This window comes from Streptomyces poonensis (assembly GCF_014650915.1).
GTDB lineage: Bacteria > Actinomycetota > Actinomycetes > Streptomycetales > Streptomycetaceae > Streptomyces > Streptomyces poonensis.
In genome coordinates this window covers 21,979-34,058 of the sequence record NZ_BMVW01000026.1, presented here as the reverse complement: position 1 = coordinate 34,058, position 12,080 = coordinate 21,979, and the positions used below count along the sequence as shown (strand labels likewise).

Below are 12,080 nucleotides of genomic sequence, written 5' to 3'. Positions count from 1 at the left end.
CCCTACCCTCGAAGGGACCGGGACAAGCGCGGCGAGCGGCCGGGCGGCATAGGTGACGCGGACGGCGCCGTCGGCGTGGCGTTGCCTCGTACGCCGAAGACCTCGCGGAGGACGACGAGGTGGTCGCAGAGGCGGGCGGCCGGGTCGAGGTGCACCGGCATCACCACCCTCGCCGTCCTGTACGACGAGCAGGACACGTCGGCGTTCGCCGCCGGAGAGGGGGACGTAGTCGCGGTCCGCGAAGGGGGCGACTCCGCAGCGGGCGACCGCCTCGACAACGGTCTCGCGGTCCAACCACCGGAGCATCGGGCAAGCCACGCGAGGAGGGGCCATGGGATGGGTGGATCCGAAGTGGGGGCCTTCCACCTTGATCGTGGACACCGGTTGTCATGCAGCGATGGCCAGCGTAGTTGATCTCTGTTCGAAGGCGACCGGTGCGAGGTAGCCGATCGTGGAGTGCCTGCGCCGGTGGTTGTAGAAGCCGAGCCAGCGGAAGACGGCGAGCCGGGCGGCTCGTGCGGTCGGCCAGCCGCGCCGGTCGGGCAGGATCTCCCGCTTGAGCGAGGCGAAGAACGACTCCGCGGCGGCGTTGTCCGCCGAGGTGCCGACCGCTCCCATGGACCGGCGGATTCCGGCGCGGTGGCAGGCGTCGGCGAACGTTTTGGTCCCGTACTGAGCCCCGTGATCGGAGTGAGAAATGACGCCGTCCACCTGTCCGCCGCGGGTGCGGACGGCCGCCTTGAGTGCGTCGGTGACGAGCTCGGCCCGCATGTGATCGGCCATCGACCAGCCCAGCAGGCGGCGGGAGAACACGTCGATGACGGTGGCCGGATACATGAATCTCCCGCCGGCGAGGGGCAGGTAGGTGATGTCACCGGCCCAGGCCCGGTCGGGGGCGGGTGCGGTGAAGTTCCGCCGCAGCAGATCGGGCACCGCCTGGGCGGTGGGGCGCGGGATCGTAGTGCGGTGTCGCCGTTTCAACCTCCGTCCCTGAATGCCGTGTTGGCGCATGAGCCGCTCGATGCGCTTGCGGTTCACCATCACACCGCCTGCGCGGAGTTCGGCGGTGATCCGCTTGGCTCCGTACGTCTTCCCGGACTCCGTGTGGACCGTGCGTATCCGCCGGGTGAGCGCGGCGTCCGCGGCCTTCTTCGCGGCCCGGGCCGGGGCGGTCTTCAGCCACCAGTAGAACCCGGACCTCGACAGGTTCAGCACAGTGCACAGCCGCTTCACGCCGAAGGCGCCACGGTGGTCGGCAACGAACTCGGAGCGGCTCACCAGTTCGTCTCGCCCGCAAAATATTTGGCCGCCCGGCGCAGGATGTCGCGTTCCATCTCCAGCTCGCGGACCTGCTTGCGCAAGGCAGCGATCTCCGCGTCCTTCGTGGACTGCGCGACCGCCTCGGGCCGCTCGGCATGCTCCGCGGTCTTGATCCACTGCCGCAGCGTCTCGTGGTTCACGCCCAGCTCGGCGACCACGCGCGAGACGGGCCGACCCGACGAACGGGCCAGTGCCACCGCGTCGGCCCGGAACTCCACCGAGTACTTATAGGTCCCCACCTGGGACTCCTCTCCCTGGACTCAAGATCCAGTGTCGAGGTGTCCACGATCAAGGTGGAAGGCCCGAAGGACTGCACCCCGAAGAAGCAGACACACGAACGCGCCCCTGCCTGCGGGTTCTTTGCCGGCACAAGGCGCGCTGTAGTGCCTGGGCTCTCTCCGGTCCGTCAGCGCCACGTGGATGTGTGCCGAGCCGGGCCGTGCGACTGCGCAGGGAACAGCTCAGACGACGATGACCCGGCGCCCGCGCGTGTGACCGGCCTGGCTGTCGATGTGCGCCGCAGCGGCCTCGGCGAGTGTGTACGACTTCTCGACCGGGATGTGGAGTTTCTTCCGCGAGATGAGGCTGACGGCTTCGGCGAGTGCTGCCGGCACGCTCCCGGCCACGCCGGAGAACCGGACGCCCAGATCCGGCGCATCGAGATCGGCGATGGAGATCACCTTCTGCGGGTCCCCGGTCAGTTCGACGAGCTCGCGGATCACGCCCGAGCCGGCCAGATCGAGAGCCGCGTCGATCCGGCCGAGCCGCCGTACCCGTTCGACCCAGCCCTCGCCGTACGTCGTGGCGAGGGCACCCAGGCTCCGCAGATACTCCTGGTTCGCGGCCCCGGCCGTGCCGATCACCGTGATGCCGCGGTCGCGGGCGATCTGCAGCACGGCCGATCCGACTCCCCCGGACGCACCGCTGACCAGCAGTGTCTGCCCGGACTGCACACCGACCTCGCGGATGATGCGCAGCGCGGTCTCCACCACGGAGGGGTACCCGGCCGCCTCCTCGAACGTCAGCCCCTCGGGCATACGGGCCCAGGCCGACAGCACGGCGAACTCCGCATAGGTGCTCGCCCCTTCGCCGAACACGTGGTCACCGACCTCGACCCCTTCGACACCCTCGCCGACCTCGTCCACCACCCCGGAGGCGTCCAGTCCGACTCCGGACGGCAATTCGACCGGATGGGCTCCCAGTCTCTGGCCTTCACGGACCCTCCAGTCGGCAGGGTTCACGCCCGCCGCCCGCACGGCGATGCGTACCTGGTCGGGGCCCGCGTGGGGCTCCTCGGCATCCACGAGGTGCAGAACATCCGGACCGCCGAACTCGGCGAAGCTCACTTTCTTCATGCCGTCGACCGTAACACTAACGGTTAGCATTTAAGGACCGTTACACCTTTGTAACTGGTAGGATCAAGGCATGACCTTGCCGACCGGACGCCGCGAGCGCAAGAAGGCCGCGACCCGCCAGAAGATCGCTGACACGGCCCTGCGGCTCTTCCTGGAACGCGGGTACGACGCGGTGGGCATCCGTGATGTGGCCGCCGAGGCCGACGTGGCCGTCACCACCGTCTTCTCCCACTTCGCCTCGAAAGAGGCCCTGGTGTTCGAGCAGGACCAAGACTTCGAGCAACGCCTCACGCAGGCGGTCACCCGCCGTGCACGACACGAGCCGCTCATTCCTGCGCTGCGCCGCGAGATCGAGGCCTTGGTGCGCCATTGCACGGCGGACAGCGCCGCCCCGATCTGGCACATGGTCGACGCATCACCCGCCTTGCGGGAGTACGAGGAGTCGATGAGGCTGCGCCATGCGGAATCGCTGGCAATGGCCATCGCCGCCGATCCCGACCTGCCACAGACCACAACGGTCTGCCGGACGATCGCGAGATTCGTGATCGACGCCCATTCGCTGGCCCGGGAGGCGGCCGATCCGGAGACCGCGCTCGACGAGATCTTCCGGATGATCGAGGCAGCCTGGGCAGCCACCCGCCCTTCGACGGACGCACACAGCTGTTCCGGAACTGCTTCTCGGGGCAGGGTAGGAGACAGTCCGGAGTAAGGAGTTACGGCTCGGGGTGTAGTTCCTCGGAGGGAGAGCCGGACCGACATGGACCTTCGGATCCACAAGTGGCGGGTGACCCTTCCGACCGCTGTTGCCCGCCCCGCCTTCGACTGCGTCGGCCATACTGCGGTCTGGCCGTGACTGACACGAGTATCTGCGGCGCTTGCCGAAGTCGCAGCTCAACCTGTCCCTCCAGAGGAGCCTCACCCATCGCGCTTTGACTCACCGGTGAGCCGAAGCACGACAGTTGTCACCGGCGGAGCCTGATGAGCTGGCGAATGGGGCCGGTCGAAGCAGCCTGGTTGTCACAAGCGAGGCACGCTACTTGCCGCAAGACGCCCATCAGCAGCTTTCTTGTCACCAGATGCAAATATCGGAAGCCCCGAACTCTCAACCTGCCGGGTGCGGCGGGTGGGAAAGCAGCGGAGAGCGTGTCCAGCGGAAGGGGTTGCCGTCGGGACCGTCGGTGAGCCAGGAGCCGTCACTCAGGGGAACCAGTTCGTACGGGTTGGTCACATCGACGGCGATCTCGCCGCTGAGTGTGCCCGTGCGCACGTCGATCAGGTGGTAACGGAACCACTCCTCCTCGTCCTGACCCTCACCGCCCAGTGTGACGACGGCCAGGTCGGGGGTCAGGTAGCCGCCGCTCCATTCCACGAAGGTCTCCTCCGCGTCGTACTTGAAGGCTTCGACGGGCAGAGTGAACAGCACGTCCCCGCTGGAGTGGCGGTGGAAGGCGACGTCCGCCTGCCCGTGGTCGACGGTCATGAACTGCTGTCCATCCGGCGACAGGTCGATCAGACAACGGTCCTGCCACGGGTATGTCACGAAGTCAACCTCGCCGTCGGCCCCGGCCACACCCCGCAGAATGACGGATCCGTCCTGGCCCTCACCGATGTCGAGGTAGATGCTGCCGTCCACAGGGTGCACGTGGTGGCTGGCGCCGTGCCCGACTGTCTCCAACTCATGGCGGGCGAGGACTGCCCCGCTATTGGCGTCGTGCACGACCCACTGGTCTGCGCCCCCGCGTCCCGCCATCGCGTCTGGCCGGTACAACCACACGGTGCGGCAGTCCAAGGACAGCGCACAGCCAGGCCGGTGACCGTGGCGCTGGTCCGAGTGCGGCCTGAAGTCCGATTTCCACAGCAGCTCACCGGCGCGGGTGAGGCAAACGACGCTGTTCAGCGTCGTGTACACGACTCGCTTCAGATCGGGCCAAACCGCGGACTCCACGACGTCGTCGCCGGGCCGTGGTTGGAACACCGCGGCAGGCTCCAGTGCCCCGAACACGCCGGAGTCCATCGCGTAGGCATGGATCCGCCCGTCGCGGTGGCGCGTGATCACCTTCAGAGGCCGCACAGGAATCATCTGCCGAGGCTAACGCCCAGTTCAGGCCGGCCGACAGCCGGACTCGTTGGGCGCACCGTTCTCCAAGGCGACCACTCCGACGAAGGGACCGATTCGCCCGGGCTCGATCACCGAAAGCGTTCAGACACAACAGTTGGTGACAACCGGCCTGCCTAAGTGACAACTACCGTGCTTCGGCTCAACCGGCTGCCACTGCTCGACCTATTCGGCCTCTTGGTCAGAAATCCAGGTCGAGGTAGTCAATGTCGTTGATGGCCACGTCCGACAGCCCCATGGCGCGTGCTCCACCGTCCTGGAAATAGACCTCTTTGAATCCGTCGGCGATCGGCGATGATCTGGCGCATCTGCTGGTCGCTCGCCCCGGCGTCGCAGGCGTCGAACAGGCGCTGCGCGTACGTCGGGGGAGGTGCACGGTGAGGCGGCGGAAGCGTCCGTCGTCGGTCGTGCCGATCGGCGCGGTGCAGCCGAACCGGGCGCGGGTCTCCACCGTGATCCCGCCGGTGCTGGCGGCCTGCTTCCGCCGACGCTTGCGGACCTGGGGCTGCCAGCGGGCCCGGACGGCGGCGTCGATCTTCTGCTGGATGTCCTTGGGCGGGTGCTTGTGCTCGCCCTTGCGGTAGCGCTCCACCGACCGCTGGCTCACCCCGAGCTCCGCCGCGACGGCCCGGGTCGTCTTGAGCTGCTTGAGCAGGAAGCCGATCTGGCCCTTGAGGGTCTTGGGCGGCTCCCGGGTGAAGGCTTCCCGGTCGGCGCGCTCGATGGCGTCCTCGATCTCTCCCACAGCGTCAGCTCCCTTCGGGGGTGGGGGGCTGGCCGTCAGGGGCGACCAGCCGGAACCAGGTCTCGCGCGTCTCAGGAAGGCGAGCGGGCTGTCGCCGGGGCTGGGGTAGACGCCGCAGTCGGAGAGCAGGGCGAGCGGGTACAGGCCCGTCAGCTTCGCCATGTTCATCAGCTTGCGGTGCATGTTGACCCGGGCCTTGCTGATGACGGCGGCGCGGATGTCGGGGCGCCAGGTCGGCCGCTGAAGGGCCGGCCACCGCTCACCCTCCTTGTAGTGGCGGCCCTGGGGGCGCTCGCGCAGCTTGCCCACGCCGCCCTTGATGGTGGCCTTGATGGCGGCCAGCACGGCGACCAGGGCCGGGTCGACGTCCTTGTGCCGCTCCAACGCGGCGAGGAACTGCCGGTCGTCCAGGTCTACGGTGACGCCGAGGTCGGCGAGGGTGTCGACGTAGGCGGTCTTCAGCCGGTCGTGCCATGGATCCAGATACGCGCCGGTCTCCCGGCGCAGGTAGGCCTCGAGGGGCTGGACGTTGTAGCCGAGCTGCTGGGCGTAGGCGACGGTGTGCGTCTGGTACCAGGCAGGGCCGGTCGGGCGCTCGCCGGTCGGCGTGAACGGGCTGGGCAGGCGCGGGTCCAGCTCGTTGTGGGACAGGTCGACCAGCCAGGAACCGGGCACCTTGGGGTTGAACGGCGGGTTCACGAAATGCTCGGGGCCGGACAGGCCGACGACCAGACGGGCCGTGGAGGCGAGGAACGCCGTGTTCAGGTCCAGGCCCACCGCGAAGGGCAGCGTGCACTCCTCATCGGTGAGCAGGTTCACGTCGCGCACCCACTGGTAGGCCTCCTCGTTGAGGAACCCGCCCCTCCAGCCGGAGTTGACGACGACGGGGTGCCCGGGGGTGGCCTCCGGCGGCGCCGGGTCCATCGGCTGTGTACCGAGCGAGCCGGGATGGTGGCCACTGACCCAGTTCCCGGTCGCCGGGTCCTGCACGGCCCGCGTGGGCGGGCGCAGCGCCGTCATCAGCTCCAGGCCCGACACGGCCGTTGACCCGCGCGGGGTGATCACGCGCTGGGCGTAGATCCCGAGGGCGCGGGCGATGTCGGCCGGCTCCATGTCCGCCGCCCCGGGCCAGGACCGCTCATCGAGGGCGTCCCAGGACAGGATCGCCAACTGCACGCACCCCCTCGTGCATGGACCAGGTCCGCCCGCACATCACCTGGGAACACCACCCGGAGATCGGCACTGTCCCCCTTCCCGAGCCGGCCCTGGTCGACCAGCTGCGCCACCTCCCCTCACCGCTGTAACCGGTTGGCCGACGCCCGCACACAGCGTCAGCCGACACGCAGCAAGTGGTCGCGACTCCTGGGCGGCTCGACCGGTCCACCGGTCGAGCCGCCCAGGAGCACTATCGGTGTGGGAACCGTGTTTGCGTCCGGCCAGCCGTGCTGCCTCTCACTGTTGGTCGCGCCGGTCCTTACTGCTTCTGTGCGGTCTTCAGGTGGGTGTCGAACCAGTCGATGGCGACCGAAGAGGACAGCTCAAACTGTTGCACGTAGGGCGAAAAGTGGTTGCCGTCCATGAATACGAGCTTCTTCGGTTCACGAGCGCACGCGAAACCGTCGAGGGCGATGTCGGTCGGGGCGACGTCATCGTCCTTGGCCACGAGCATCAGCAGCGGGGTGGGTGCGATACGCGGCAGCCACAGGCCGGGCTCGTAGGCGCGGGCACGGCGGTTGGACTGGAGAGTGACCTCGTTGGTCCACTTGTCCTCGGGAGCCCAGTTCAAGTAGAAGTCGACCGCGCCCTGCTGCCGGTAGGCGGCCTGGTTGTCGGGGTCGGTGTCGACGAACGGCACGTAGACGGGTGGCTTGCCGGCCAGCTGGTCGCGCTCGTCCTGGTTGAACCGCTCCTCCAGGGCGCGGACCTCGTGCGGCGGGACGCGGCGCAGGCCGGTCTCGTACCCGCTGACGGTGGGAACCTGGGCGCACACGGCCTTGATGCGGCGGTCGGTGGCGGCCAGGATCAGAGTGTGGCCGCCCGCGTAGCTGGAACCCCAGATGCCGATGCGCTGGTCGTCGACCTCCTCACGGGTGCCGAGGTAGGTGATCACCCAGCGCCAGTCGGCTATCTGCTGGTAGGGGTCGATGTCCTGGCGGGGCGTGCCATCGCTGTCGCCGAAGTTGCGGTGGTCGTGCAGGAGGACGGCGTAGCCGACCTCGCTGAAGCGGCGGGCGATGTGCTCGATGCCGTGGTAGCGGGTGCCGCCGAAGCCGTGGGCCATGGTGATGGCGGGCAACGGCCGCTCGGCGTCGTCGGGCAGGAACAGCCAGGCAGCCAGCTCGATGCCGTCGGGCAGGGGGACACGCACGTCGAAGCGCTGGGTCATGGTGATCACCTTTCATGCGGCCGGCGGTCCAGCCGCTGTCGTGTCGAAGCTGCGAGGGGGCGGCTGCGGTGGCTCAGGGATCGCTGAGGGAACGCGGCAGCTAGAGATGCGAGGGCTTGACTCCTCGCGGTGATGTATCCGCAGGGCGGGGAGCGAAGGCTCGCGGATCAGAGCTGGTCGGGCGTGATGGCGGCCATCACTTCGCCCAGCTCCAGCTCGGTCGTGCCGCGGGTCTGCAGGCCCTGCCGGAGCAGCCAGGCCGTGCGGGGGGCGACCGAGCCCTCACGCACCAGGTGCTGGAAGACGACGGCCGCAGCACGGATCTCCTCGTCGGAGGGTGCGCTGATGCGGGTGACGGCCGCTTTGGTGACCGCGACGGCGTCCGCGGGGAAACTCGCCACGCGGCGGGCGAAGCGTTCGACGAAGGCGTCGAGTTCGGCGTCGGGCACGGCACGGTTGATCCAGCCGTAGCGCTCGGCGACATCGGCGGTGAAGTCGTCGCAGCCCAGGAGCACTTCCAGGGCGCGGCCGGCGCCCAGCAGCCGGGTCAGGCGCTCGACGGCGCCGGCGCCGGGCGGGGCTCCGAAGCCCACCTCGGGCTGGCCGAGGACCGCGTTCTCCCGTGCGGCGAAGCGCACGTCGCAGGCGAGCAGGAACTCACTGCCCGCGCCGCGGGCCCGGCCGCGCAGCTTGCCGATGGTGACGACCGGCAGCCTGCTCAGGCGCTGGTAGAGCATGCCGAGTGAGGCGTCACCCGGGCCGCCGGCCTTGGCGGCCTCGGCGGTGTACTCGGGGACCTTCGTCATGTCCACGTGCGGGATGAAGAAGTCCGGGTCGGCGCTGTCGAACACCACCGCCTGGAACGGGGTGGGACTGCTCAGGTAGCCGATGAGGTGGACCAGGTCGCGGACGAGTTCCGGTCCGATCAGGTTGAGGGGCGGGGCGTCGAACGTCGCGTACAGGACGCCGCCGCCGTCGGCACGCAGGCGGATGCTCTCCGTCTGCGGCAGGACATCGTCTGGCATTTCAGTTCCTCCGCCGGCGGGTTCTGGTGGGCGCCGCCGACGCCATCATGAGCACGACTGGTTTAAAAACGCAACCACACGGCGGACGGGGGCGCAGGGGGCGCAACTCGGCGCGAGCGGAGAGGATGGCGGCGGCCCGGCGATGACCGTCATGCATGGTTTAAAGTTGAAACCCTCGCGCAGGTGAGGGAGGGATGCACCCATGCGGAAGACGGATCTCAGTGAGGCGACCTGCCCGGTCGCCCGTTCGCTCGGCGAGGTCGGCGACTGGTGGTCGCTGCTCATCGTCCGGGACGCCCTGAGCGGAGTGAGCCGGTTCAGCGACTTCCAGCGCAGCCTGGGGTGTGCGCGCAACATCCTCAGCGCCCGGCTGGCCAAGCTGGTGGAGACCGGGGTCATGGTGACCGAGCCGGCCTCTGACGGAAGCCCGTACCGCGAGTACCGCCTGACGGAGAAGGGCAAGTCCCTCCGGGTCGTCCTGGTGGCGCTGCGCCAGTGGGGGGTGGCTCATCTGTTCGACGACAGGGAGGAGCGACTCCAGCTGGTCGACATCCGGGACGGCGAGCCGGTGGCCCGGCTGGAGATGCGCGCCCACGATGGGCGCGTCCTCTCGGCCGACGACGTCGAAATTCAGTCCGCCCCTGGTGGGGCCTGACCTCGAGGCGCCGCTGCCGTGCGGTACCGGACCGGCCGGGCCGCCGGCATGGCGGTCCGCTTCAGAGGACGGCGTCCAGCAGCCCGGGGAAGCGGGAGTCGAGGTCCTCGCGGCGCAGGCTGAGTGAGCGCTGGCGGCCCTGGGGCACGTTGCGGATGACGCCCGCCTCGCGCAGGGTCTTGAGGTGGTGCGAGAGCGTCGACTTGGGAATGGGTCCCGAGCGGGGCTGGCACTCGGCGACCTCCAGCGAACCGTCGGCGGCGAGGCGGCGCACCAGCTCGAGCCGGACGGGGTCGCTCAGGGCGAAGAGGACACTGGTCATCTCCAACTCGGCCGTCTCGGGGTGAGCGAACTCGCGCGTCTTCGCACTCATGGTTCGAGGATACTGAAACCATGAGAGTTCGAGAATCTTGGAACTATTGCCCGGGGTGACGTACGCTCCGACAGTTCGAGTTTTTTGGAACTCTCCTTGGAGTCCTCATGCCCACCGCCCCTCGGCCGCAGCCGCTATCCGGTGGCCGCGCCCTGCGCCTGTCCCGGGCGACCGCCTTCTGGCTGCTGGGCGTCACCCAGCTCACGTTCATGGCGGCGAGCAGCGCCCCCTCCCCGCTCTACTCCGAATACGCCCGCCGCTGGGGCCTGCCGGCCACCGCCCTGACCGTGGTCTTCGCCGTCTACGCCCTGGCGCTGCTCGTTTCCCTGCTCGTCGTCGGCGGGCTCTCCGATCACCTGGGCCGCCGTCCGGTCCTCACCGTCGCCCTCGTCGGCGAAGCGGCCGCCATGGCGGTCATGCTGACCGCCGGCGGGGTCGACCAGCTGATAGCCGGCCGGATCATCCAGGGCCTGGCGACCGGCGCGGCCACCGGCGCCATCAGCGCCGGAATGATCGACCTGCAGCACCCCGGGTCCAAGCTCGGCCCGCTGCTGAACAGCGCCGGCGCCGCAGGCGGCATGGCCCTCGGCGCCCTGGCCGGCGGAGTGCTCACGCAGTACGCGCCCTCCCCGCACACCGTCATCTTCGCCCTGCTCACCGCAGCCTCCTTGGCGCTGGCTGCGGCCGCGCTGCTCATACCCGAGACCTCCCCCCTGCGGCCCGGTACACTCGCCTCGCTGCAGCCACGGGTGTCCGTCCCCCACCCCGACCGCAAGGCCTTCCTGATCGCCGTGCCGCCCTTCGTCGCCAGCTGGGCGATCGGCGGACTGTACTTCTCCCTGGGATCGTCGCTGACCGCCGACATCCTGCACACCGGCAATCACCTCGTCGCCGGTCTCGTGGTGGCCCTCCTGCCCGGCGCCGCCGCACTGGCCTGCATCGTGCTGCGCGGCATGGCCCCGCTGCCGATGATGCTGTCCGGGTCCGCTGCTCTGGTCGTCGGCACGCTCGTGACCCTCCCGGCACTCCTTCTGCCGTCCACGGCCCTGCTGCTGGGCGCTACCGTCATCGCCGGCTTCGGCTTCGGCACGGCCTTCTTCGGCGCCTTCCGGATGCTGGCCCACACCGCCGCCCACGAGCAGCGCGCCCAGCTGTTCTCGGCCGTCTACGTCGTCTGCTACCTGGCCAACAGCATCCCGGCCATCGCGGCCGGTCTCGTCATCCCCACAGCAGGACTGCGTGACACCGCGATCGGGTACGTCAGCGCCGTCACCGTGCTCGCGCTGCTCTCGATCCCCTTCGGCATCTCAGCGCTGCGCCGCACGAAGGCAGCAGCAGCCGACTCCCCGCTGCCAGCAACCGCTCCTCTCCTCGAAGCAGCCGACACCAGGCCCTGACCGGCCCTATCCTCGCCCGACACCGAAGAGCCGCCTGGCAATCAGCTACAGCCGGGCGACCCGGGCCTTGCCCGGCAGCCGCCACAAGCCCACTCCCGCGGACCACCGTTGACCCCGTCCTGCGACGAAATACCGCGGAAGTCATGCCCTGCGCGCCTGATGCGCACCGCCAAGCATGGGACGCATGACCGCGCCGAGGCGGGCGCTTGTCGGTATCCCACCTTCACTACGACCCAGCGGAGTCGATCTCATGCCCGACCCACTGCGCCCCTCGCGCCGAGTGCTCAGGACGACCGCCCGAGGCTGCCCCGTCCTGACCAACCCCCGCCCGAACCGCGGCACCGCCTTCACACAGACACAGCGGCGCGAACCGGACCTGGTGGGCCTGATACCGCCACAAGTGCTGACGCTCGACCAGCAGGCGGCACGCGCCTACCAGCAGTACAGCGCACAGCCGACAGACCTCGCCAAAAACGTGTACCTGACCGCGCTGCACGACCGCAACGAGGTGCTGTTCTACCGGCTGATCGGCGACCACCTGCCGGAAATGCTGCCGATCGTCCACACCCCGACCGTCGGCACCGCCATCGAGCGCTACAGCTTCGAGTACCGCCGCCCGCGCGGCATCTACCTCTCCGCCCACGCACCCGAGGACATAGAGCGCTCCCTGCGCGCTCCGGGACTCGCCCTAACGACATCGACCTGATC

Annotated in this window: 10 protein-coding genes and 1 pseudogene; 4 read left to right on the top strand and 7 right to left on the bottom strand. The window is 69.2% G+C overall.

The genetic code is table 11. From position 1 onward, the window contains the following. Positions 1–387: 387 nt before the first annotated feature. Both IE242_RS35575 and IE242_RS35570 read right to left on the bottom strand, forming a co-directional pair. A protein-coding gene (locus tag IE242_RS35575; protein WP_189866914.1) for an IS3 family transposase occupies positions 388–1,559 on the bottom strand; the annotation gives its coding sequence in 2 pieces (ribosomal slippage) (positions 388–1,295 and positions 1,295–1,559; 1,173 coding nt in all). Between the two features lie 222 nt (positions 1,560–1,781). Continuing rightward, positions 1,782–2,675 carry an NADP-dependent oxidoreductase gene (locus IE242_RS35570; RefSeq protein WP_189866913.1) on the bottom strand — a complete coding sequence of 298 codons (894 nt, stop codon included), beginning with the start codon at positions 2,673–2,675 and terminating at the stop codon, positions 1,782–1,784. A gap of 70 nt (positions 2,676–2,745) precedes the next feature. On the opposite strand from IE242_RS35570, the gene IE242_RS35565 reads away from it, so the two are divergent. Beyond that, positions 2,746–3,384 carry a TetR/AcrR family transcriptional regulator gene (locus IE242_RS35565; RefSeq protein ID WP_189866912.1) on the top strand — a complete coding sequence of 213 codons (639 nt, stop codon included), beginning with the start codon at positions 2,746–2,748 and terminating at the stop codon, positions 3,382–3,384. A 393-nt stretch (positions 3,385–3,777) separates the two neighbouring features. Here the strand turns inward: IE242_RS35565 and IE242_RS35560 are convergent, their stop codons facing one another. The 4 genes and pseudogenes from IE242_RS35560 to IE242_RS35540 all read right to left on the bottom strand — a co-directional run bounded on the left by IE242_RS35560 (position 3,778) and on the right by IE242_RS35540 (position 8,947). Beyond that, positions 3,778–4,755, bottom strand: coding sequence for a hypothetical protein (locus tag IE242_RS35560; protein ID WP_189866911.1), 978 nt, complete (start codon positions 4,753–4,755; stop codon positions 3,778–3,780). A gap of 217 nt (positions 4,756–4,972) precedes the next feature. Continuing rightward, positions 4,973–6,721, bottom strand: a pseudogene (gene tap / locus IE242_RS39515) (telomere-associated protein Tap); the annotation flags it as partial. A 289-nt stretch (positions 6,722–7,010) separates the two neighbouring features. After that, positions 7,011–7,922, bottom strand: coding sequence for an alpha/beta hydrolase (locus IE242_RS35545; protein ID WP_189866909.1), 912 nt, complete (start codon positions 7,920–7,922; stop codon positions 7,011–7,013). 167 nt (positions 7,923–8,089) lie between these two features. Further along, positions 8,090–8,947 carry an enoyl-CoA hydratase/isomerase family protein gene (locus IE242_RS35540; protein ID WP_189866907.1) on the bottom strand — a complete coding sequence of 286 codons (858 nt, stop codon included), beginning with the start codon at positions 8,945–8,947 and terminating at the stop codon, positions 8,090–8,092. Positions 8,948–9,149: 202 nt separating this feature from the next. Here IE242_RS35540 and IE242_RS35535 point away from each other — a divergent pair, with 202 nt between their 5' ends. After that, on the top strand, positions 9,150–9,602 hold the full coding sequence (locus tag IE242_RS35535) for a winged helix-turn-helix transcriptional regulator (protein ID WP_189866905.1): 453 nt from the start codon (positions 9,150–9,152) through the stop codon (positions 9,600–9,602). 61 nt (positions 9,603–9,663) lie between these two features. On the opposite strand, the gene IE242_RS35530 is transcribed toward IE242_RS35535, so the two are convergent. Further along, entirely contained in the window at positions 9,664–9,975 is a 312-nt protein-coding gene (locus tag IE242_RS35530; protein ID WP_189866903.1) for an ArsR/SmtB family transcription factor, read from the bottom strand. Positions 9,976–10,082: 107 nt separating this feature from the next. Here IE242_RS35530 and IE242_RS35525 point away from each other — a divergent pair, with 107 nt between their 5' ends. Together IE242_RS35525 and IE242_RS38790 are read left to right on the top strand one after the other, a co-directional pair. Continuing rightward, positions 10,083–11,372 carry an MFS transporter gene (locus IE242_RS35525; protein WP_189866901.1) on the top strand — a complete coding sequence of 430 codons (1,290 nt, stop codon included), beginning with the start codon at positions 10,083–10,085 and terminating at the stop codon, positions 11,370–11,372. Positions 11,373–11,622: 250 nt separating this feature from the next. Continuing rightward, complete coding sequence (locus IE242_RS38790) at positions 11,623–12,078, top strand: NAD-dependent malic enzyme (RefSeq protein WP_276530298.1); 456 nt, start codon at positions 11,623–11,625, stop codon at positions 12,076–12,078. The last annotated feature ends 2 nt before the right edge of the window (positions 12,079–12,080 follow it).

What these genes read in the sequence shown, in the direction of transcription:
- IE242_RS35545 (WP_189866909.1), bottom strand. Translation starts at nt 7,922, where the DNA reads ATGACCCAGCGCTTCGACGTGCGTGTCCCCCTGCCCGACGGCATCGAG.
- IE242_RS35525 (WP_189866901.1), top strand. Translation starts at nt 10,083, where the DNA reads ATGCCCACCGCCCCTCGGCCGCAGCCGCTATCCGGTGGCCGCGCCCTG.
- IE242_RS35570 (WP_189866913.1), bottom strand. Translation starts at nt 2,675, where the DNA reads ATGAAGAAAGTGAGCTTCGCCGAGTTCGGCGGTCCGGATGTTCTGCAC.
- IE242_RS35565 (WP_189866912.1), top strand. Translation starts at nt 2,746, where the DNA reads ATGACCTTGCCGACCGGACGCCGCGAGCGCAAGAAGGCCGCGACCCGC.
- IE242_RS35535 (WP_189866905.1), top strand. Translation starts at nt 9,150, where the DNA reads ATGCGGAAGACGGATCTCAGTGAGGCGACCTGCCCGGTCGCCCGTTCG.
- IE242_RS35540 (WP_189866907.1), bottom strand. Translation starts at nt 8,947, where the DNA reads ATGCCAGACGATGTCCTGCCGCAGACGGAGAGCATCCGCCTGCGTGCC.
- IE242_RS38790 (WP_276530298.1), top strand. Translation starts at nt 11,623, where the DNA reads ATGCCCGACCCACTGCGCCCCTCGCGCCGAGTGCTCAGGACGACCGCC.
- IE242_RS35560 (WP_189866911.1), bottom strand. Translation starts at nt 4,755, where the DNA reads ATGATTCCTGTGCGGCCTCTGAAGGTGATCACGCGCCACCGCGACGGG.
- IE242_RS35530 (WP_189866903.1), bottom strand. Translation starts at nt 9,975, where the DNA reads ATGAGTGCGAAGACGCGCGAGTTCGCTCACCCCGAGACGGCCGAGTTG.